18 protein-coding genes and 4 tRNA genes are annotated in these 19,898 nt (G+C 64.2%); 11 read left to right on the forward strand and 11 right to left on the reverse strand.

Going from position 1 to position 19,898, the window contains the following annotated elements; all coding sequences use genetic code 11:
* Positions 1-5: 5 nt before the first annotated feature.
* From NCR39_RS09325 to NCR39_RS09340, 4 genes are all read left to right on the forward strand, one after another.
* The gene (locus tag NCR39_RS09325) at positions 6-827 is read left to right on the forward strand and encodes a class I SAM-dependent methyltransferase (protein ID WP_040051430.1); all 822 of its coding nucleotides are present in this window, start codon (positions 6-8) and stop codon (positions 825-827) included.
* Positions 827-1,285, forward strand: coding sequence for a ribonuclease HI (gene rnhA / locus NCR39_RS09330; protein ID WP_250451927.1), 459 nt, complete (start codon positions 827-829; stop codon positions 1,283-1,285). Before NCR39_RS09325 ends, rnhA begins: the two co-directional genes overlap by 1 nt.
* A 25-nt stretch (positions 1,286-1,310) precedes the next feature.
* On the forward strand, positions 1,311-2,048 hold the full coding sequence (gene dnaQ / locus NCR39_RS09335) for a DNA polymerase III subunit epsilon (protein WP_250451928.1): 738 nt from the start codon (positions 1,311-1,313) through the stop codon (positions 2,046-2,048).
* Between the two features lie 67 nt (positions 2,049-2,115).
* Positions 2,116-2,190 (forward strand) — tRNA-Val (locus NCR39_RS09340).
* A gap of 108 nt (positions 2,191-2,298) precedes the next feature.
* On the opposite strand, the gene NCR39_RS09345 is transcribed toward NCR39_RS09340, so the two are convergent.
* The 3 genes from NCR39_RS09345 to NCR39_RS09355 form a co-directional block, all read right to left on the reverse strand.
* Positions 2,299-2,772 carry a DUF2214 family protein gene (locus NCR39_RS09345; protein WP_250451929.1) on the reverse strand — a complete coding sequence of 158 codons (474 nt, stop codon included), beginning with the start codon at positions 2,770-2,772 and terminating at the stop codon, positions 2,299-2,301.
* A 44-nt stretch (positions 2,773-2,816) separates the two neighbouring features.
* Entirely contained in the window at positions 2,817-3,647 is an 831-nt protein-coding gene (locus NCR39_RS09350) for a hypothetical protein (protein ID WP_250451930.1), read from the reverse strand.
* A gap of 291 nt (positions 3,648-3,938) precedes the next feature.
* Positions 3,939-5,000: a glycosyltransferase family 4 protein gene (locus NCR39_RS09355; protein ID WP_250451931.1), complete on the reverse strand. Its 1,062-nt coding sequence runs from the start codon at positions 4,998-5,000 to the stop codon at positions 3,939-3,941.
* Positions 5,001-5,898: 898 nt separating this feature from the next.
* Between NCR39_RS09355 and NCR39_RS09360 the strand changes: the two genes are divergently transcribed.
* On the forward strand, positions 5,899-7,722 hold the full coding sequence (locus NCR39_RS09360; RefSeq protein WP_250451932.1) for an ABC transporter ATP-binding protein: 1,824 nt from the start codon (positions 5,899-5,901) through the stop codon (positions 7,720-7,722).
* Positions 7,723-7,788: 66 nt separating this feature from the next.
* Here NCR39_RS09360 and otsA read toward each other — a convergent pair whose 3' ends face one another.
* A complete protein-coding gene (gene otsA / locus NCR39_RS09365) occupies positions 7,789-9,171 on the reverse strand; it encodes an alpha,alpha-trehalose-phosphate synthase (UDP-forming) (RefSeq protein ID WP_250451933.1) in 1,383 nt (460 codons plus the stop codon).
* Positions 9,168-9,920 (reverse strand): trehalose-phosphatase, encoded by a 753-nt coding sequence (gene otsB, locus NCR39_RS09370; protein ID WP_250451934.1) that lies wholly within the window; start codon positions 9,918-9,920, stop codon positions 9,168-9,170. The genes otsA and otsB overlap by 4 nt, the downstream gene beginning before the upstream one ends.
* A 264-nt stretch (positions 9,921-10,184) precedes the next feature.
* Between otsB and NCR39_RS09375 the strand changes: the two genes are divergently transcribed.
* On the forward strand, positions 10,185-10,826 hold the full coding sequence (locus tag NCR39_RS09375) for an SCO family protein (RefSeq protein ID WP_250451935.1): 642 nt from the start codon (positions 10,185-10,187) through the stop codon (positions 10,824-10,826).
* Positions 10,827-10,828: 2 nt separating this feature from the next.
* Positions 10,829-11,737 (forward strand): cytochrome c oxidase assembly protein, encoded by a 909-nt coding sequence (locus NCR39_RS09380; protein WP_250451936.1) that lies wholly within the window; start codon positions 10,829-10,831, stop codon positions 11,735-11,737.
* Here NCR39_RS09380 and NCR39_RS09385 read toward each other — a convergent pair.
* From NCR39_RS09385 to uvrC, 6 genes are all read right to left on the reverse strand, one after another.
* On the reverse strand, positions 11,644-12,138 hold the full coding sequence (locus tag NCR39_RS09385) for a GNAT family N-acetyltransferase (protein ID WP_250451937.1): 495 nt from the start codon (positions 12,136-12,138) through the stop codon (positions 11,644-11,646). The two genes, NCR39_RS09380 and NCR39_RS09385, sit on opposite strands and share 94 nt — an antisense overlap.
* Positions 12,139-12,245: 107 nt before the next feature.
* Positions 12,246-12,319, reverse strand: a tRNA-Cys gene (locus NCR39_RS09390).
* 91 nt (positions 12,320-12,410) lie between these two features.
* Positions 12,411-12,486, reverse strand: a tRNA-Gly gene (locus NCR39_RS09395).
* A gap of 80 nt (positions 12,487-12,566) precedes the next feature.
* Positions 12,567-12,642 (reverse strand) — tRNA-Gly (locus NCR39_RS09400).
* Between the two features lie 164 nt (positions 12,643-12,806).
* Positions 12,807-13,403: a CDP-diacylglycerol--glycerol-3-phosphate 3-phosphatidyltransferase gene (gene pgsA, locus NCR39_RS09405; protein ID WP_250451938.1), complete on the reverse strand. Its 597-nt coding sequence runs from the start codon at positions 13,401-13,403 to the stop codon at positions 12,807-12,809.
* Between the two features lie 135 nt (positions 13,404-13,538).
* Positions 13,539-15,611, reverse strand: a complete 2,073-nt coding sequence (gene uvrC / locus NCR39_RS09410; protein WP_250451939.1) for an excinuclease ABC subunit UvrC — start codon at positions 15,609-15,611, stop codon at positions 13,539-13,541.
* Between the two features lie 122 nt (positions 15,612-15,733).
* Here uvrC and earP point away from each other — a divergent pair, with 122 nt between their 5' ends.
* The 4 genes from earP to NCR39_RS09430 all read left to right on the forward strand — a co-directional run bounded on the left by earP (position 15,734) and on the right by NCR39_RS09430 (position 19,865).
* Entirely contained in the window at positions 15,734-16,912 is a 1,179-nt protein-coding gene (gene earP / locus NCR39_RS09415; RefSeq protein WP_250451940.1) for an elongation factor P maturation arginine rhamnosyltransferase EarP, read from the forward strand.
* Between the two features lie 176 nt (positions 16,913-17,088).
* Complete coding sequence (gene efp, locus NCR39_RS09420; RefSeq protein ID WP_250451941.1) at positions 17,089-17,646, forward strand: elongation factor P; 558 nt, start codon at positions 17,089-17,091, stop codon at positions 17,644-17,646.
* Between the two features lie 315 nt (positions 17,647-17,961).
* The gene (locus NCR39_RS09425; RefSeq protein ID WP_250451942.1) at positions 17,962-18,294 is read left to right on the forward strand and encodes a BON domain-containing protein; all 333 of its coding nucleotides are present in this window, start codon (positions 17,962-17,964) and stop codon (positions 18,292-18,294) included.
* 185 nt (positions 18,295-18,479) lie between these two features.
* Positions 18,480-19,865, forward strand: a complete 1,386-nt coding sequence (locus NCR39_RS09430; protein ID WP_040051415.1) for a sigma-54-dependent transcriptional regulator — start codon at positions 18,480-18,482, stop codon at positions 19,863-19,865.
* Positions 19,866-19,898: the final 33 nt, after the last annotated feature.

Consider the following 19,898-nt stretch of genomic DNA (forward strand, 5'->3'; position numbering starts at 1 on the left):
CGAACATGTCTGACCGAGCGATTATAGACTGGCCCGCCTGGACGAACTCCGCGCCCGGACGCTACGTGCTCGAATGGGAGCAGGCGCAGCTGGACCGCGTGGTGTCGGACATTTTCGGCTATCACGCGCTGCAGCTCGGCATGCCTCAGCTCGACGCCCTGCGCGAAAACCGCATGACCGGCCGCGCGCTCGTGCTGGATGCCGAAAGCGGCGCGAGCGCGCCTTACACGCTGCCGCTCGCGCCGGGCAAAGGCGTGAGCGCGCTTCCGGTCGCAAGCTCGCCGGAAGGCCGCAGCACGGTCTGGTGCGATCTCCTCGATCTTCCGTTCGAGGCGCAAAGCGTCGATCTGCTCGTGCTGCCGCATACGCTGGAATTTTCGCGCGATCCGCATCGGCTGCTGCGTGAGGCGGAGCGCGTGCTCGTGCCCGAAGGCCAGCTGATCATCCTCGGCTTCAATTCGCTGAGTCTCTGGGGCGCGCGGCAATCGCTCGGCAAGGTGGCGGGACGGCCGTTCGTGCCCGCGGCGCACGAGATGATCGCGTTCACGCGGATCAAGGACTGGATCAAGCTGCTCGGATTCGACCTTGAACGCGGGCGCTTTGGCTGCTATCGTCCGCCGCTTCTCACCGACAAATGGCTGCAGCGCTATCAGTTCATGGAACCCGCGGGCGACCGCTGGTGGCCCATTTTCGGCGCGGCCTACATGATCACGGCGGTGAAGCGCGTGCGCGGCATGCGGCTCATCGGCCCGCGCAAGCTGAAAAAGCCGGCGCTCGCGCCCGGCCTCGCGCCCGTCGCCGCCCCGCACACTCGCAACGAGCATTGATGACTGAATCCGCATCGACCAAAGTAATCGACATTTACACGGACGGCGCCTGCAAGGGCAATCCCGGCCCCGGCGGCTGGGGCGCGCTGTTGCGTTTCGGATCGCTGGAAAAGGAACTGTTCGGCGGAGAAGCCGCCACCACCAACAACCGCATGGAACTGATGGCGGTGATCGCCGCGCTCGAAGCGCTCAAGCGTCCCTGCCGCGCCGTGATCCATACCGACTCGCAATACGTGCAGAAAGGCATCAGCGAGTGGATTCACGGCTGGAAGAAAAAGAACTGGATGACGGCCGCGAAAACGCCCGTCAAGAACGCCGATCTCTGGAAGCGGCTCGATGCGCTCGTCGCGCAACATGAGATCGAATGGCGCTGGGTGAAAGGCCACGCGGGACATCCCGAAAACGAACGCGCCGATGCGCTCGCCAATCGCGGCGTGACATCGCTCGCGGACAGCTGAACGTACGCACCGACAAAGACACTTCATGCGCCAACTGATACTGGATACGGAAACCACCGGCCTGAATGCCCGCACGGGCGACAGGATCATCGAAATCGGCTGCGTCGAACTGGTGAATCGCCGGCTGACGGGCAACAACCTGCACCTCTACGTGAACCCCGAGCGCGACAGCGATCCCGGCGCGCTCGCGGTGCACGGCCTCACGACCGAGTTCCTGAGCGACAAGCCGAAGTTCGCCGAAATCGCCGCCGAGTTGCGCGACTTCATCACCGGCGCGGAGCTGATCATTCACAACGCGCCGTTCGATATCGGCTTCCTCGACACGGAGTTCGCGCTGCTCGGGCTGCCGAAGGTGACCGAGATGTGCGCCGGCGTGATCGATTCGCTCGCGCACGCGAAGCAGATGTTCCCCGGCAAACGCAATTCGCTGGATGCGCTGTGCGACCGCTTCGGCATCAGCAACGCGCATCGCACGCTGCACGGCGCGCTGCTCGACTCGGAGCTGCTCGCCGAGGTTTATCTCGCGATGACGCGCGGCCAGGAAAGCCTCGTCATCGACATGTTGGGCGACGCGCAACTGGAAGGCACGAGCGCCGCGCCGCGCATCTCGCTCGACGATCTCGATCTGCCTGTGATCGCCGCCACCGCCGACGAACTCGCCTCCCACGAAGCCGTGCTCAACGATCTCGACAAGGCGGTCAAGGGCACGAGCGTGTGGCGCGTCGAAGCGCCGGCCGCCGAGCGCGACGCGGTTGCCGCATAAATTTTCGATTTTTCTTTAAGAAGGACTTTACGAACAGCGATCGTCCTGACATAATCTCAATCTCTTCGGGTGGTTAGCTCAGCGGTAGAGCACTGCCTTCACACGGCAGGGGTCACTGGTTCGATCCCAGTACTACCCACCAGAATTCTGGTGCTGGTAACGCCAAGACACCGAAGACCAAAAGGCCCAAGTCTCACGACTTGGGCCTTTTTCATTTCGTCCGCCGGCTGGCATCGTCAGTTGGCAAATCTCAGCTCGCCCACACGCCCCGCGCCATTCCGCTTGCCGCGATCACCATCACGATGACGAGCGCCGCTTGCAGATCGCTCATCCACGCGAAGCGCCGCGCCCGCGTAAGATCGATCGCGCCGCCCTGCGCCAACGCGATGCGCCAGCGAATCAGCATGAGCATCGGCGATACTTCGATCAGCAGGATCACCACGAGCGCCGTCATCTTCAAGTGGAAGAGCGGCTCGTGCAGATAGTACGCGCCGCCCTTCTCGAAGCCGCCGAACGCGCGCATCACGCCGGTCACGATCAGCACGATGGCCGTCACGCCCCACACCGAATCCGAACGGAACACGTCGCGCAGACGCGTTTCATTGGCTTGCACCGACTGCGCGGCATCGAGCCGCCGCAACGCGCGGGCGCGCGCGAGCACGGACCCGAGCGCGAAGCCGAAACCAAGCAGATGGAGCGCGGCAAGCAACCAGCGTATCAGCATCCTTTCCTCCCACGATCGACAAGAAAGACCTGCTCTACAACGGCTCAGACCTGATGCAAGGTCGCGTCGAGCGCGCGCGCCGCGCTGCGGTCGCCTTCTGTTGCGAGCGGCGCGCGAAACACCGTCTTGCGGTTGTGCCCGGCGGCGGCGGGCGAATCCCACAGCAGCTCGACTTTCGGACGGCGCGCGAACCAGCTACGCCGCGCGACGCCGCTCGATTGCACCGACGGCGTGGGCGGGTGCGTCGATGGCGTCAGCATCGGCGCGGGCGATGGGCCGGGTTCCGGCGGCATCGGCCATTTGACCGAAAGCTCGCGCGCATCGTACTGGCCGAGCTTGCGGCTTTCCGCCCAGACCATCGCGGTGCGGGTGACGGGATCGAGTGAAATGGCGTATCGGCCGATGGCGAAGCGCCGCGCCGCGATGTTCGTGCGCCACAGCGCGCGCGGCCGGCAAATCCACATGACGACCGCATAGAGCGCCGGCCCGACGGCCACCCAGCCGTTGCTTTCGGCAAGCGCATGCACGAAGCGCCGCCAGCCGGCCGCCCAGACGAACGCGCCGACCGAGAAAACCGCGAATCCGAACGCGAGCAGCGCGATGAAGCGCAGCGCTTGCCGAAGCCACTGCGGCAGCGGATGCAGCGGCCGCTCCATGCGCGCCCTGGCGCCGGGCAGCACGATCAGCAGAAAGATGAGGACGAGATTGAGGCACGCCCACGGCGATGAAGTCATCGCGCGCAGCGAGGACAGATAGCCCATCTGGGACATCGAGAACGCCCATCGCGCCGCGAGTACCACGCCGATGGCCCGCAGCGCGAAAACGGTGCCTGCGCCCGGTGCCGGGGCCGCGGTGGTTTGCTTGGGTCTCGCCAAAACGTGCGCTCCTGTCGACCGGAATCGGCGCTTCGAGCGCCCTGCCCGGTCCCATGCAATGAGTTGCTGTCGATACATCATGCACGCCGCCGCGCGGCGATGCGCTTCGCGCGCCGCGAAGCCCGGTCATTATAGGGAGATTGCGCGTCTCGTCAGAGGTTTCGCGCGCGGTAAGCGGTGCGGCGCTCCATTCTCGATCTTACTGTTTCAATACGACAACGCCCCGCGAACCTTCCGGCGCGCGGGGCGTGTTCATGCCGCATCGCTGCGGCACGGTCGAAGCGGGAACGCTCAGGCGTTGGCTTCGCGCAGAACGGTGCGGCGCTTTTGACGCAGCAGTTCTTCGTAGTTCTGCACGTAACGCGCAGCCATGACCTTCGACGAGAAGCGCGTTTCGAACGCTTCGCGCACCTTCGCGCGCGACAGCGTGTCGAGGCGCTTGACGGCAGCGATCGCCGACAGTTCGTCTTCGACGACGAAGCCCGACACGCCGTTCTCGATCACTTCCGGCACCGAACCGCGATTGAACGCGATCACCGGCGTGCCGCAAGCCATCGCCTCGATCATCACGAGACCGAAGGGCTCCGGCCAGTCGATCGGGAACAAGAGCGCGTGCGCATTGCCGAGGAATTCGGTCTTCTCGCTTTCGCTGATTTCGCCGATGTACTCAACGTGCGGCAGCGCGAAGAGCGGCTTGATCTCTTCTTCGTAATAAGCGCGATCGGCCTTGTCGAGCTTGGCGGCGATCTTGATCTTCATGCCCGCGGCCTGCGCGATGCGGATCGCCCGGTCGACGCGCTTCTCCGGCGAAATGCGGCCGAGGAACGCGAGATAGCCCGGCTTCACGTTCGGGATCGGCGTCAGCAGATTTTCCGGCAGACCGTGATAGACCGTCGACAGCCAGTTCGCCTGCGGCAGCGGCTGGCGCTGGTTGTCCGAGATCGACACGACCGGCACGTCGTTGAACGTGCTGAAGATCGGCTGCAGTTCGGGCAGATCGAGACGGCCGTGCATCGTCGTCAGGAATGGCACCGGCTGGCGCGCGAACAGCGAGAACGGGTAATAGTCGATGTGGAAGTGCAGCACGTCGAATTCGTCGGCGCGGCGGCGGACTTCTTCGAGCAGCAGCATGTGCGGAGCCATGGTGTCGCGGATCGTCGGATCCAGACGCAACGCCTGCGGCCAGAAGGCTTCGAGCTTCGCGGACGTCTGCGAATCACCGCTCGCGAAGAGCGTGACGTCGTGTCCGGCCTCGACGAGCGCCTCGGTCAGATAGGACACCACGCGTTCCGTGCCGCCATACAGCTTCGGCGGAACAGCCTCGTGGAGGGGCGCGATTTGAGCGATTCGCATTGTCGTGAAACTCCTAATGAAAGGTCAGGCAAAGTACTGCTGTCATGTTGACGTCGAAAGCGAATCGCTCGGCTCGGGCGAAAGCAGCCGCCGCGCAGTCGCTGCGGCGCAGGAGCTTGGTGCTCGAGAAAAAAAGCGGGGTCGCCGATCACTTGGTTGGCGCGATCCGGAGCAAAGCAAGTCCGAGACCATATCTCAAAAAACGCCACGCATGGAAATAACGCGCTTCCGCCCGCCAGGTTGACGGCTTCCTACAGAAACCTGTCAAAAAAGCTAGGTGAAAACCCGGAGCGGATTATGGAGCCTTTTACACCGGCTACCGGCGGTCATTTCAACTTATTTACCTTGTTACACCGGGGAAACACTTTGCAAACCCGTGTTTATTAAGGTTGTTCTACATTGGACACGTGCCGCGGCGATGCACGGGAACGTCTTCGCGTTCGCCGAACGCGGCGGCTTCTCAGTGCGATGCTGGCGCGGCGCGTGCTTTCGTCCCCGCTGTCGCGAAGGCGCCACGGGTGCGGAAGCGGCGAGCGTCGCCGGCAACGCTTCATCGCAAAAAAGCGCACGTTGTGCTTACAATGCGCGCCCAAGCCCGAAGCCACCTGGGGCAGTTCGCGCGACTCATGCAGCAGCGGCGCGAGGCAGCGTCGAGGTGGCTGACTGGAAGTACGCCTGCCGATGTTCGGCCGGCAACATGTTCCGCGCATCATTTGCCTGAATGACGTTCGTCCGTCGCGTTACTGGCTACAATTCAGCCAGTGGAGACGGCGCTGCGTCGCCCGGTTTGACGTCAATCGCGCCGCAGCGGGCGCGCGTATCGGCAAGACGTGCAATCTGAACGGCATCGCCCGAAGGCGCAACATACGCTCAACCGCTTTACGACCAAAAAAGACCATTGGACCAACTCACCGTCTCCCAGCGTAACGCGCACAACGCGAAGCTCGCGAGCTACGCGAATCGCCCGCTCGCGTTCCTCCTGCGCTACATCCGCCGGCACCCGGTCGCTCATGCCATCGTGCTTTTCAGCGTGTTCGCCGCGGTCGGTTGCGCACTGGCGTCGCAATACGCAATCAAGCATCTGATCGACGTGCTCGGCCAGGGCCGCGGCCATCCCGGTCCGCTCTGGGGCGCGTTCATGATCCTGGTCGGCCTGATCGCCGCCGACAACCTGCTGTGGCGGGTCGGCGGCTGGGTCGGCGCGCATGTCTTCGTGATCGTGACCGGCGACTTGCGCAAGGATCTCTTCTCGTATTTGAGCGGCCACTCGCCGACGTACTTCTCCGAGAAGCAGCCGGGCATGCTCGCGAGCCGCATCACGGCGACATCGAACGCGATCTACACGTCCGAGAACGTGATGGCATGGAACGTCCTGCCGCCGTGCATCGCGGTGCTGGGCGCGATCGTGATGATCGTCGCGGTGAATCCGCTGATGGCCGCCGGGCTGATGTGCTGCTCGCTCCTGCTCGCGTTCATCCTGTACCGGCTCGCGAAGCGCGGCTCGGCGCGGCATCACAGCTTCGCGTCGAAGGCGGCGTCGGTGGATGGCGAACTCGTCGACGTGATCGGCAACATGTCGCTCGTGCGCGCGTTCGGCATGACCTTCCGCGAGCAGAAGCGCTTCGGCTCCACCGTGAAGGCCGAAATGGTCGCGCGTCAGCAAAGCCTGCTGTATCTGGAAAAGCTGCGCCTGTTCCATGCAGTCGTGACCGCGATCCTGTCCGCCGGGCTGCTCGGCTGGGCGCTGTGGCTGTGGTCCAAAGGCCAGGCGACGTCCGGCGACATCGTGCTCGTCAGCTCGCTCGGCTTCACGATCCTGCACGGCACGCGCGATCTCGCCGTCGCGCTCGTCGATGTCACGCAGCACGTCGCGCGTCTCGCCGAAGCCGTGCAGACGCTGCTGGAGCCGCATGGCATGCCGGATCGCTCGGACGCGACGGAACTCGTGCCGCAAGGCGGACGCGTCGATTTTGAAGGCGTCACGTTCGCCTATCCGCGCCGCCGCCCGATTCTCGACAACTTCCATCTGCATATCGAGCCGGGCCAGCGCGTCGGGCTGATCGGCAAGTCGGGCGCGGGCAAGTCGACCGTGCTCGCGCTGCTGCAGCGTTTTTACGAGACGCAGAAGGGCAGCATCAAGATCGACGGCCAGGACATCGGCGCGATCACGCAGGACAGCCTGCGTCACGCGATCGCGCTCGTGCCGCAGGACATTTCGCTGTTCCATCGCACGGTGTTCGAGAACATCGCGTATGGGCGTCCGGACGCGAGCCGCGAGGAAGTGCTCGCCGCTGCCCGCGAAGCGCGCTGCACGGACTTCATCGAAGCGATGCCGGAAGGTTTCGATACGATCGTCGGCGATCGCGGCGTGAAGCTGTCGGGCGGCCAGCGGCAACGCATCGCGATTGCGCGCGCCATTCTCAAGAACGCGCCGATCCTGCTGCTCGACGAAGCGACGTCCGCGCTCGATTCCGCATCGGAAGAAGCGATTCAGCAGGCGCTCGACCGGCTGATGGTCGGCCGCACGGTGATCGCGATCGCGCACCGTTTGTCGACGCTGCAGAACTTCGACCGCATCATCGTGATGAGCGCGGGCAAGGTCATCGACGACGGCTCGCCGCAAGAACTGCGCGAGCGTCCGGGGCTGTATCGCGAGTTGCTGGCGAAGCAGCACGGCAAGCTGCCGTCGATCGTCGCGACGCCGCACAAGCAGCCGGCCTGAAGCATCGAGACAAAAAAAGCCGCGCTCTCCGAAAGGAAGCGCGGCTTTTTTGCGTTCAGCGCGGGTTCAACGAGTCTTCAGATCACGCAGGAAGTTGTCGCGCCACACGGAAACGTTGTTGTCGCGCAGCAGCGCATACATTTCCCGATGCCGCGCGCGGCGTTCATCGAGCGGCATCGCGAGCGCGGTGGCGAGCGCCTCCGCCATGCCGTCGATATCGAGCGGATTCACGATCAGCGCCGCCGTCAGCTCGCGCGCCGCGCCCGCGAATTGCGAGAGCACGAGCACGCCGGGATCGTCCGGATCCTGCGCGGACACGTACTCTTTCGCGACGAGATTCATGCCGTCGCGCAGCGGCGTGACGAAGCCGACATGCGCCTCGCGAAAAAGCGCGGCCAGCACGGGCCGCTCGTACTGGCGATGGATATAGCGGATCGGCGTCCAGTCGAGTTCGGCGTATCGCCCGTTGATGCGGCCGGATTCCGCTTCCAGCTGCAGGCGGATGTCGCGGTAAGCGTCGACGTCCGAGCGCGTCGGCGGCGCGATCTGCAGAAACGACACGTTGTTGCGCTGCTGCGGATCGTGCTCCATCAGGCGCTCGAAGGCCCGGAAGCGCTCGACGAGCCCCTTCGAATAATCGAGCCGGTCGACGCTCATCACGAGCTTGCGTTCGTGCAGCGTCGCCTTGACCGTCTGCACGTCGCGGCCACTTTCGCCGTCCTTCGCGAGCGCGCGGACTTCGTCCGGATACACGCCGATCGGATACGCCGCCGCCTTCAGCGTCTTGCCGAACGCGCGGACTTCGACCGGCTTCTGCGCGTGCCGCGTGAGCGCGCCGCCCGCTTCGGTTTCGACGTAATCGCAGAACGCGCGCAGATCCGGCTCCGTCTGAAAGCCGAGCAGATCGAACGCGCACAACGCTTCGACGAGTTCGCGATGACGCGGCACGCTCAGCAGAATCTGCGACGCCGGAAACGGAATGTGCAGAAAGAAGCCGATGCGATTCTCGACGCCCAGCTCGCGCAACGCCTGCGCGAACGGAATCAGGTGGTAGTCGTGAACCCAGATGACGTCGTCCGGCCTGAGCAGCGGCGCGAGCTGCGCGGCGAGCCATCGGTTCACGCGGCAATAGCCGTCGTATTCGTTGCGATCGAATTCGATCAGATCCGGGCGATAGTGGAACGCAGGCCACAGCGTCGCGTTCGAAAAGCCGCGGTAGTACTGGTCGTAATCGCGGCGCGCGAGTCCGATGGTCGCGAACGTCACCGGCCCCTGCTCTTCCAGGCTGATCGCCTCGGGCGGCGCGGCGAGCACGTCGCCGCTCCAGCCGAACCACACGCCGCCGGTTTCCTTGAGCGCGTCGTACACGCCGACCGCGAGTCCGCCTGCCGCCGGGCCGCCTTCGGAAATCGGCGCGACCCGGTTCGACACGATGATGAGCCGGCTCACGCGTGCTTCCCCGCCGTGCCCGCGATCACCTGCAGCCAGTCGAGCAGCAGTTCCACCGATTCGATGCGCGCCCGCGCGATGGTATCGCCGGGGCCGACCTTGATCGACAGGCCATCGAATTCGTTGACGACCGCGAAGCCTTTTTCGTCCGTCAGATCGTCGCCGATGAAAACGGGCTTGCGGCCCGTGAACGGTGGCTCGGCCATGAACGCACGCAGCGCGCGGCCCTTGTCGACGTCCTTCGGCTTGATTTCGTAGACCATCTTGCCCGGCTGAAGCACGTAGGCGTCGGCGTATTCCTTCACCAGACGCTCAGTGGCCGCGCGCGCGGTCGGCTCGCGTTCGGGCGCGTTGCGATAGTGCAGCGCGAGCGCCGCGCCCTTGATTTCGAGCAGCATGCCGGGGTTCGCGCCGACGACGGCTTCGAGCACGTGCTCCATGCGCAAAAGCCGCTCGTCGTGGAAACCGATGCGCTGGACATCGCCGTTGGCGTCGCGCCGCTCCGCGCCGTGCATGCCGGCGACCGGCAGATCGGGCATCTGCAGGAATCCGTCGATAGCATCGATGGCGCGCCCCGACAGCACCGCGACCGCGCTGTTCGTCGCGCGCCGCAGCGACGCCAGGATGTCCGGCACCGAACGCGGCACGAAAATGCCGTCGGGCGTGGAGGCGAGCTCGACGAGCGTGCCGTCGAAATCGAAGAAAAACGCGGTCTCGGCAAGAGACAGGGAATCGGGAAGAATTTGCATCGATCTTGGGCCTGTGGTTTGCCTTGAATGGGGCGCGAGCCGGCGCTGAGGCGCGCATGTTACGTGCGAAACCTTTCGGTTTCCATCTCGTCGCGCTTACGGACGAAATCGGCAGGCTTTCGGCGAGCCTGAAGTATGCGGCAAATCGTCTCAAAAATAGGCCGCAAGCTAGATCATGCGCCACCTGCAGCCCTGAAGGCGTGTATTTTGCGATAGATGTTTCAGCCTTCAAAACCCCGCCGCACGCCGCTTTCACTCATTTCGATGCCCGCTTCGTTCCCTGCTTCACCGCTTTCGCCCGCTCGGCGCTCCGCGCGCTGGCGCGGAATCATCGCGCTTCTGGCGCTTTGCACGCTTGCCGCCTGCTCGCGTCCTGCCGAACCGTGGCATCTCACCGACGTTTCCGGGCATCTGCCGGATCTGGACTTCGCGCTCACCGACGACACCGGCGCGCACGTCACCGGCCAGTCGTTTGAGGGCCGCGCGACGCTCGTCTATTTCGGCTACACGCATTGCCCGGATGTCTGCCCGGAAACGATGGCGCGCCTCATGCAAGTCCTTCAGCAGCTCGGGCCGGATGCGGACAAGGCGCGCATCGTGTTCGTCTCCGTCGATCCCGCGCGCGACACGCCCGCGCTTCTGCACGCCTACGTCCGCGCGTTCGACGACAAGCACGCCGTCGGCCTCACGGGCAACGATCGCGCGATCGAAGCGGTGGCGCAGCGGTATCGCATCGCGTATCAGATGGAAAAGCGCGATCCGAGCGGCGCGTATGAAGTCACGCACAGCTCGGCGGTCTATATCTTCGATCGCGACGGCCACGCGCGCCTGCTCGCGACCGACCGCGATTCGATCGACGCCATCGCCGCCGACCTGCGCCGCGTGATCCGCTCGAAGGACGCATGACCATGACGACGCTTCTCTACTGGCTCGATCCGTGGGAGCCGTCGCCGACGGTCGTCATCGCGGTGCTGATCGCCGCCGTGCTGTTCGCGCGCGGCGCGCGGCATGCGCGGGTGTCGGTGTCGCGCCGAATCGCGTTCTGGCTGGGGCTGGGCGCGCTCTACGTGGCGCTGCATACGCGGCTCGATTACTTCTTCGAGCACGAGTTCTTCATGCATCGGCTGCAGCATCTGGTGCTGCATCACCTCGGGCCTTTTCTGATCGCGCTGTCGTATCCCGGCGCGGCGCTGCGCGCGGGCGTGCCGCTCGAATGGCGACGCCGCTGGCTGCGTCCCGTTGCGCAAACGCGGGTGGCGCGCGTGGCGGCGGATATCGTGTTCAATCCGGTGGTCGCGGTGGTGCTGTTCGTCGGACTGATCTATTTCTGGCTGCTCTCGCCCATCCATTTCAAGGCGATGCTCGACTATCGGCTCTATCGCGTGATGAACTGGAGCATGGTGATCGACGGCCTGCTCTTCTGGTGGCTCGTGCTCGATCCGCGCCCCGCGCCGCCCGCCCGTCTCGCGCCGGGGCGACGCATTCTCGTGGTCATCGCCGCCATTCCGCCGCAGATCATTCTCGGTGCGTTTATCTTTTTTTCATCGCACGAGCTTTATCCGATCTATTCGATCTGCGGCCGCGCCTTCACCTGGATCACGCCGATGCGCGACCAGCAGGTCGGCGGTCTGCTGCTCTGGATTCCCGGCTCGATGATGAGCGTGATCGGCGCGCTGATCGCGCTGCGGCACTGGCTGCGGCTGTCGGCGCGCTCGCGGCTGCGTCAGGAATCGAAGCCGGGACGGCGCATCCAGACGTGCGGGATGCCGTCCTCGTCATGCACGCCCGACGAAGCGACGAAACCGAACGCCCCGTAAAAGCGCTGCAAATGCGCCTGCGCGTGCAGGCTGACCGGCTGATCGGGCCATTGCTTCAGGATTTCTTCGAGCGCGCGTTCGAGCATCGCGTTGCCGAGCTTCATGCCGCGAAAGCCGGCGGTCGTCAGCACGCGGCCGATGCGCACGTCTTTCTCGTTCGCGTCCGGAAAGCCCGGCAGCAGCACGCGCAGATAACCCGCGAGCTTCGGACGCGTCTCGCCTTCCCCGTACGCCAGCAGATGCCACGCGTCGACATCGAGTCCGTCGATGTCGCCATACACGCAATTCTGCTCGACGACGAACACCGCGCTGCGGGCGGCGAGCATGTCGTAGACCTCGGCGGTCGTCAGGTCGTCGAAGCGCTTCCAGCGCCATTCAAGGTCGGAGAGTTCGGTGGTCATGATGTTGGTATCGTGGGCCTTTCGGCGTGCCGCAATTATGCCGCGCGGCAGCGGAAGCAAATCGGCGCGGAAAAAGAAAAAGCCCTGACGAGTCAGGGCTTTTTGAGTGGAGGCGCGAACCGGAGTCGAACCGGTCTAAACGGCTTTGCAGGCCGCTGCATAACCGCTTTGCTATCGCGCCACGAGCGGTGTGGTTCGCCGACCGGCCTTAAGCCAGCCAGATACCAACAAAGACTGCCAAACAAAAAGGGAAGCGCTGCTTCCCCTTTGACTGGAGCGGGAGACGAGTCTCGAACTCGCGACCTCAACCTTGGCAAGGTTGCGCTCTACCAACTGAGCTACTCCCGCGTATCCTGCACTGCTACTGCTTTCCGATGCCGCTTCGCCGACCGAACCGATTAGCGCTGCTCACACCGAACTTCCAAATCTGGAGCGGGAGACGAGTCTCGAACTCGCGACCTCAACCTTGGCAAGGTTGCGCTCTACCAACTGAGCTACTCCCGCATGTGCTGCTTATCTGACTCGCTTCACCTTGCTGCTTTGTTCACTGCTTCGTGTCGCGCATCAGAGAAACGAGATTATGTAGAAGCCAAAGCAAGCTGTCAACTGTTTTGTCTGCGGTTTTTTCGGGTATGACGCAATTTTTTGCGATTATCGTCCGGACCGTTTCAGAGCATGCCGCCGCGTTCCCGAATCTGCGGCCAGGCGAGCTTCATGTAGTAGAACATCGACCAGACGGTGAGGAACGCCGCCACGTTGATGAGCCACAAGCCCCACACGCGCGAATCGAGCACCCAGTGCGTACCGGCGATGGGCAGGCGCCCGTAGAACAGCAGCATCGGAATGGCGACCATCTGGCAGACGGTCTTGAACTTGCCGAGCGAATTCACCGCCACGCTCTTCGATGCGCCGATCTGCGCCATCCACTCGCGCAGCGCCGAAATGGTGATCTCCCGTCCGACGATCACGAGCGCGATCACCGCGTTGAGCCGCGCCAGCTGCACGAGCACGAGCAGCGCGGCGGTGACCATCAGCTTGTCGGCGACGGGATCGAGAAACGCGCCGAACGCGGACGTCTGGTCGAGCTTGCGCGCGAGAAAGCCGTCGAACCAATCGGTGAGCGCGGCGAGCACGAAGATGATCATCGCGAGCAGATTGCGGTGCTCGAGGCTCAGCATCATGTCCGGCAAATAGAACACGCCCACGACGAGTGGAATCAGCACGATTCGCAGCCACGTCAGGAAGATCGGTAGATTGAACGGCATGGGCGAAAGTGATTGCGAGAGCGAGATGTAAGGGAGGTGCCATTGTGCCGCGTCGGTCCGACGCTCACAAGGCGCGGACTCACGCGCCGCGCGGCTTGCAGCGGGCCGCGCGGCCGGCCCTGACGCCGATGCGCGTCAGTGCAACTGCCGGTAAATCTGCTGTGCGAGCGCAAGCGAAATGCCTTCGACGCTCGCGAGGTCCTCGACGCTCGCCGCCTGCACGCCGCGCAATCCGCCGAAGCGCGACAACAGCCGCTGACGACGCTTCGCGCCGACGCCCTCCAGTTCTTCCAGCCGCGACGTCTGGCGCGCCTTCGCGCGTTTCGCGCGCATGCCGGTGATCGCGAAGCGGTGCGCTTCGTCGCGGATCTGCGCGACGAGCATCAACGCCGCACTTTCCTTGCCAAGCTCGAGCGCGGGACGGCCATCCGCGAAAATCAGCGTTTCGAGGCCGACCTTGCGCCCCTCGCCCTTCGCGACGCCCACCAGCATGCCGTGATCGAGCCCGAGTTCCGAGAATACCTGCCGCGCGATTTCCACCTGTCCCTTGCCGCCGTCGATCAGCACGATGTTCGGCAGCGTTCCGCCCGCCGCCACGGCCGGCGCGGCATCGGGCGTGACGTTGGGATCGGCGGCGGCGTCGGGTTGCAAGGTCGTGGCTTCCTCGTTCGCGTTCGCCGCCGCCTGCGCGACCATCTTTTCATAGCGGCGCGTAAGCACCTGACGCATGGCGGCGTAATCGTCGCCGGGCGTGATGCCGGTGATGTTGTACCGCCGATATTCGCCCGACTGCATCTTGTGATGGTGATACACGACGCACGACGCCTGTGTCGCCTCGCCCATCGTATGACTGATGTCGAAGCACTCGATGCGCATCAGCGCGAGATCGTCCATTTCCAGCCCGAGCGTTTCCGCGAGCGAGCGCGTGCGCGCCTGCTGCGAACCCTGCTCCGACAACAAACGCGCGAGCGCGAGCTTCGCGTTCTGCTCGGCCATCGAGAGCCAGACGCGCTTCTGTCCCTGCGGCTGACGCAGCAGCGTCACCTTGTGACCGGCCTGCTCCATCAGCAGATCGACAAGTTCGCGGCTCGCCGGCGCGTGGCTCACGACGAGCACCGGCGGCACGCGATTGCCGATGTAATGCTGCGCCATGAACGCTTCGAGCACTTCGGCTTCGAGCGCGCCTTCGCGGGGTTCGGATTCGGGTTCGGTGTCGGCGTTCGTGATTGCGTCGGTCACGGCTTCCACGACATCCGCATCCGCGACAGCCTCGCCCGGCTCGCCGTCCTCGATCTCGTCGTCGTCCGCGCCGAGCGCCATCGCGCTCTCGACGTGCGCCGGGAAATACGCCTTGTCGCCGAGATGCCGGCCGCCGCGCACCATCGCCAGATTCACGCACACCTTGCCGCCGAGCGCGACCACCGCGAGGATATCGACGTCGCTTTCGCTGCCGACCTCGATCGCCTGCTGATGCAGCACGGTCGAGAGCGAACTCATCTGGTTGCGCACCGCCGCCGCCTGCTCGAACCTGAGATCCGCCGCGAACGCGTGCATCTTTTCTTCGAGCTCCTTCATCACTTCGCCCTGCCGCCCGAGCAGAAAGCGCGATGCGTTCGACACGTCGCGCGCGTAATCTTCCTCGCTGATGAGGCCGGTGCACGGCGCGGTGCATCGCCCGATCTGATGCAGCAGGCACGGCCGCGTGCGATTGCTGAACACCGAGTCCTCGCACGTGCGCAACTGGAACACGCGCTGCAGGATCTGGATGCTCTCGCGCACCGCCCATGCGCTCGGAAACGGCCCGAAGTACTGATTCTTCTTGTCGACGGCGCCGCGGTAATACGCCATGCGCGGGAACGCGTGCCCGGTGAGCTTGAGAAACGGATACGACTTGTCGTCGCGAAACAGGATGTTGTACCGCGGCGCGAGCGCCTTAATGAGATTGTTTTCGAGCAGCAGCGCTTCCGCTTCCGATCGCGTGACGGTCGTCTCGATCTTGCGGATGCGCGTGACCATCATCGCGATGCGCGGCGAATGCAGCGTCTTCGTGAAATAGCTCGACACGCGCTTCTTGAGATTGCGCGCCTTGCCGACGTAGAGCACGTTGCCGTCGCCGTCGTAATAGCGGTACACGCCCGGCAGATGCGGCAACTGCGTGAGCGTCTTTTTCGGGTCGAAAGTGGAATCGGGAGCGTCGGTCTGGGTCATGCAGCGAATATCGTGACGATGCGCGCAAGGGTCAAGGCAGGCGGCACCGCGCGGCGGACGGTGTCATAGAATCGCCAGTTTAGATCATTACGACGCGGTCCCGTCGGCCGCGTACGACGCCCATGTCCACGCCCTCGACGCCTCTTGCCGGTCCTGAACTCGCCTGCGACATCTTCTGCGCGGTCGTCGACAACTTCGGCGATATCGGCGTGTGCTGGCGGCTCGCGCGTCAGCTTCGCGCGGAACATGGCTGGCGCGTGCGGCTCTTCGTCGACGATCTCGCGGTCTTCCATGCGCTGTGTCCCGCCGTCGATGCATCGCTCGCGCGGCAGGAAGCGGCGGGCGTCGTGATCGAGCACTGGCGCGAACCGGCGCATGCGGGCGACGCGCTCGACATCGCGGATGTCGTCGTCGAAGCGTTCGCGTGCGAGATTCCGCATGCGTATATCGCGGCGATGGCGCGTCGCGAGCGCAAGCCCGTGTGGATCAATCTCGAATATCTGAGCGGCGAAGACTGGGTCGCGGATTTTCATACGCGGCCGTCGCCGCATCCGCGCTATCCGCTCGAGAAGAGCTTCTTCTTCCCCGGCCTGGGCGCGGGCACGGGCGGCGTGCCGAAGGAGCGCGGCCTCGACGCGGCGCGCGAGCAATTCGATGCGGCTTCGTGGTGGCGTGAGCGCGTCGGCATCGAGCGGCCGGACGCGGCATCGACGGTCGTGTCGCTTTTCGCGTACGAAAATCCGGCCGTCGATGCGCTCCTCGCCCAGTGGCGCGATGGCGCTTCGAACGTCGTCCTGCTCGTGCCCGAAGGACGCATTTCCGGCGCGGTCGCGCGTTTTTTCGGGCTGCCGACGTTCGCGGCGGGCGCATCGGCGCGCGCGGGTGCGCTAAAAGCGCATGCGCTCGGCTTCGTCGAGCAGCCGCGTTTCGACGAATTGCTCTGGGCCGCCGACATCAACTTCGTGCGCGGCGAAGACTCGTTCGTGCGCGCGCAATGGGCGCGCAAGCCGTTCGTCTGGCACATCTACCCGCAAGCCGACGACGCCCATCTGCCGAAGCTCGATGCCGCCCTCGCCCACTACGCGCGCGGACTCACGCACGCAGCGCAGCAGTCGATCGGCCGCTTCTGGCACGCGTGGAACGGCGCCGGCGCACCCGACTGGGCGGACTTCTGGCGGCATCGGCGGGAATTCGGGGCGCGCGCATCGCAATGGGCGGACGAACTCGCGGGCATCGGCGATCTGGCGGGCAATCTCGCGGCGCACGTGGACGCGCGAATGGCTCTGCGCCTCACCGCGTGAAGCGGCCGCGCGCCCCCGCCCGACTGGTCAAAGAGGCAAAAACTCAGTTAAAATAAGCGGTTATCCGAGCGGCGGGCCGCTGGCATCAACGCTTTAGCGGCGCTCCGGCCAGAATCATCCGATCAGCAATCCACGGCAACACACAAGCCAAATTCATTTGTAAGGACCCAGTTTTTATGAAGACCGCACAAGAACTCCGCGTCGGCAACGTCGTCATGATCGGCAACGATGCCATGGTCGTGCAGCGTGCCGAGTACAACAAGTCCGGCCGTAACGCAGCGGTCGTCAAGATGAAGTTCAAGAACCTGCTGACGAACGCCGGCATGGAAACGGTCTACAAGGCCGACGACAAGTTCGACGTCGTCGTGCTGGACCGCAAGGAAGTGAGCTACTCGTACTTCGCCGACCCGATGTACGTGTTCATGGACGCCGACTACAACCAGTTCGAAGTCGAAGCCGAAATGATGGGCGACGCGCTCAATTACCTCGAAGACGGCATGGCGTGCGAAGTCGTGTTCTACAACGAGAAGGCCATCTCGGTCGAACTGCCGACCACGCTGGTTCGCGAGATCGTCTACACGGAACCGGCCGTCAAGGGCGACACGTCGTCGGGCAAGGTGCTGAAGACCGCGAAGCTGAACACGGGCTTCGAACTGCAAGTGCCGCTCTTCTGCAATATCGGCGACAAGATCGAAATCGACACGCGCACGAACGAGTACCGCAGCCGCGCGTAAGCGACTTGCATAAGCGGCTTGCGTAAGCCTTACGCCGGTTTTTCCGGCGGCGGGCGGCGGTTACGCAACCGTCTGTCAAGGCTGTCACAAAAAAGCGCCCCATCGCGGGCGCTTTTTCTTTTGCATGAATTTTTTGACAAATTCAGGCAAACTTTACCGCTTGCGAGCAACGCTTTTCATGTCGACAAGCCGGCCGATTCTCCGCTAGCTCCCTGTTTCTGCTGCATTTACATGGCTGTTTAACGCCGCAAACGCGTATCGAATGAATTGGCACGATTTCTGCTTTTTCTACGCATCCGGACTGGACTGCACGACATGCGAAACCAGTATTCGATTCTTGGCCGACTGGTGATCGTCGCGACGCTTGCGATGCCCGTGGCGTTCGTCGCGGGCTGCAAGTCGACTCCGGCCGGCGAATCGGCTGGGGATTACGCATCGGATGCCTCGGTGACCGCGCGTGTCAAAGCCGCGCTTCTCGCCGATCCGGGCTTGAAATCGCTCGCCGTGAGCGTCGCGGCTTATCGCGGCGTCGTGCAGTTGTCCGGTAACGTGAATTCGGAGGAAGAGATTCAGAAGGCCGTCGCCGTGACCCGAAGCGTGTCGGGCGTGCAATCCATCAACAACGATCTGCACATCAAGCCGCAATGACGCAATAGTCGATAACCGCAAGCGCAGGACAAGAACAAACAACAGCGGGACGAGGCGCCGCGTCATCGATGCAGGATGAAGCCTCCTTGCCCGCCCACGAGCGCCCGAGTTCCAAGCGTCGCCCTTTGCCCGGCGACGCATGCGGCAACGGTGATTACAGTCTATTTTGATACGTTGTGTCTGCCATGCCACACGCACTGATTGTCGAAGACGATCCCAACAGCCTCTCTGGCCTGTCCGCGATTCTGTCCGCGGATGGCTTCTCCGTCGATACCGCGACGACGCTCGCCGAAGCGCGTTCCGCGTTGACGCGTTTCATCCCCGATGTCGTGCTGATCGACCTGAACCTGCCTGACGGCAGCGGCCTCGATCTGCTGCCGAGCCTGCCGGCGCAACCGCCTGACGGCGCGCTGCCCGTCATCGTGATGACCGGCAACGCGACGGTGGAAAGCGCGATCGAAGGCTTGCGACACGGCATCTGGGACTACTTGCTCAAGCCGGTGAACATCCCGCGCCTGCGCAGCCTGCTCGCGCGCATTCCGCGTCCCTACGAGCTGACCGAGGAAGTGCAGTCGCTGCGCTCGACTTTGCGCGAGCTGGGTCATTTCGGCGAGATGCTCGGCCGCAGCGCGGTCATGCAGCAGGTCTACGACCAGATCGAGCACACCGCGCCGACCGAAGCCGCCGTGCTGATCTGCGGCGAGCCGGGCACGGGCAAGAAGCTGGCCGCGCGCACGATTCACCAGCTGAGCCGCCGCCGCAAGGGACCGTTCGTCAGCTTCGATTGCTCGACCGCGCGCGACGACGGCCCGCTCCGTTCGATGGAAAGCATTCTCTTCGGCCACGAGCGCAACGCGTTCGCGGGCGCGGAAAATCGCGAGCCGGGTTTGCTCGAGCAATCGGGCGGCGGCACGCTGTTCCTCGATCAAATCGATTCGCTGCCCGCCGCGCAACAGGAAGCATTGCTGCGCGCGCTCGATTCGCAGACGTTCATGCGCGTGGGCGGCAGCAATCGCATCATGACGGACTTCCGCCTGATCGCGGCGTCGCGCACGCCCGCACGCGATGCGGTCACGAGCGGCGCGCTGCGCGAGGACTTGTTCCAGCGGCTGTCGGCGTCGTCGATCATGTTGCCGCCGCTGCGCGAACGCGACGACGACATCGCGCTGATGGCCGAGCAATTCGTCGATGAATTGAATCGCGAGAACCATATCGCGGGCATCACGAGCGGATCGCCGAAGCGCATCAGTCCGTCGTTCCTGCGCGAGTGCATCGCGAACGAATGGCCGGGCAACGTGCGCGAGATGCGCGATCGCGTGCGGCGCGCGTATCACGCATCGGGCGAGACGATCGAAACGCTGCGCGTGGACGAACAAGGCGGCCCGGGCGGGCGTGGTCTGAACGGCAGCAGCGTCCAGGTGACGGTCGGCACCGCGCTCGCGGATGTCGAAGACATGCTGATTCGCGCGACGCTCGAAGCGGTCGGCGGCACGCGGCATCGCGCGGCGACGCTGCTCGGCATCAGCCCGAAGACGCTCTACAACAAGCTGCAGCGCATGAAGCTCGAATAGTAAGTAAAGGCTCGGCCTTCACGCAAAAACGCC

This window comes from Caballeronia sp. ATUFL_M2_KS44 (genome assembly GCF_023630965.1).
GTDB classification, from domain to species: Bacteria; Pseudomonadota; Gammaproteobacteria; order Burkholderiales; family Burkholderiaceae; genus Caballeronia; species Caballeronia concitans.

Excerpts from the sequence above, each read along its gene's own strand:
- NCR39_RS09325 (WP_040051430.1), top strand. The coding sequence starts at position 6 with ATGTCTGACCGAGCGATTATAGACTGGCCCGCCTGGACGAACTCCGCG.
- rnhA (WP_250451927.1), top strand. The coding sequence starts at position 827 with ATGACTGAATCCGCATCGACCAAAGTAATCGACATTTACACGGACGGC.
- dnaQ (WP_250451928.1), top strand. The coding sequence starts at position 1,311 with ATGCGCCAACTGATACTGGATACGGAAACCACCGGCCTGAATGCCCGC.
- NCR39_RS09345 (WP_250451929.1), bottom strand. The coding sequence starts at position 2,772 with ATGCTGATACGCTGGTTGCTTGCCGCGCTCCATCTGCTTGGTTTCGGC.
- NCR39_RS09355 (WP_250451931.1), bottom strand. The coding sequence starts at position 5,000 with ATGCGAATCGCTCAAATCGCGCCCCTCCACGAGGCTGTTCCGCCGAAG.
- otsB (WP_250451934.1), bottom strand. The coding sequence starts at position 9,920 with ATGCAAATTCTTCCCGATTCCCTGTCTCTTGCCGAGACCGCGTTTTTC.
- NCR39_RS09375 (WP_250451935.1), top strand. The coding sequence starts at position 10,185 with ATGCCCGCTTCGTTCCCTGCTTCACCGCTTTCGCCCGCTCGGCGCTCC.
- NCR39_RS09380 (WP_250451936.1), top strand. The coding sequence starts at position 10,829 with ATGACGACGCTTCTCTACTGGCTCGATCCGTGGGAGCCGTCGCCGACG.
- NCR39_RS09385 (WP_250451937.1), bottom strand. The coding sequence starts at position 12,138 with ATGACCACCGAACTCTCCGACCTTGAATGGCGCTGGAAGCGCTTCGAC.
- pgsA (WP_250451938.1), bottom strand. The coding sequence starts at position 13,403 with ATGCCGTTCAATCTACCGATCTTCCTGACGTGGCTGCGAATCGTGCTG.
- uvrC (WP_250451939.1), bottom strand. The coding sequence starts at position 15,611 with ATGACCCAGACCGACGCTCCCGATTCCACTTTCGACCCGAAAAAGACG.
- earP (WP_250451940.1), top strand. The coding sequence starts at position 15,734 with ATGTCCACGCCCTCGACGCCTCTTGCCGGTCCTGAACTCGCCTGCGAC.
- efp (WP_250451941.1), top strand. The coding sequence starts at position 17,089 with ATGAAGACCGCACAAGAACTCCGCGTCGGCAACGTCGTCATGATCGGC.
- NCR39_RS09425 (WP_250451942.1), top strand. The coding sequence starts at position 17,962 with ATGCGAAACCAGTATTCGATTCTTGGCCGACTGGTGATCGTCGCGACG.
- NCR39_RS09430 (WP_040051415.1), top strand. The coding sequence starts at position 18,480 with ATGCCACACGCACTGATTGTCGAAGACGATCCCAACAGCCTCTCTGGC.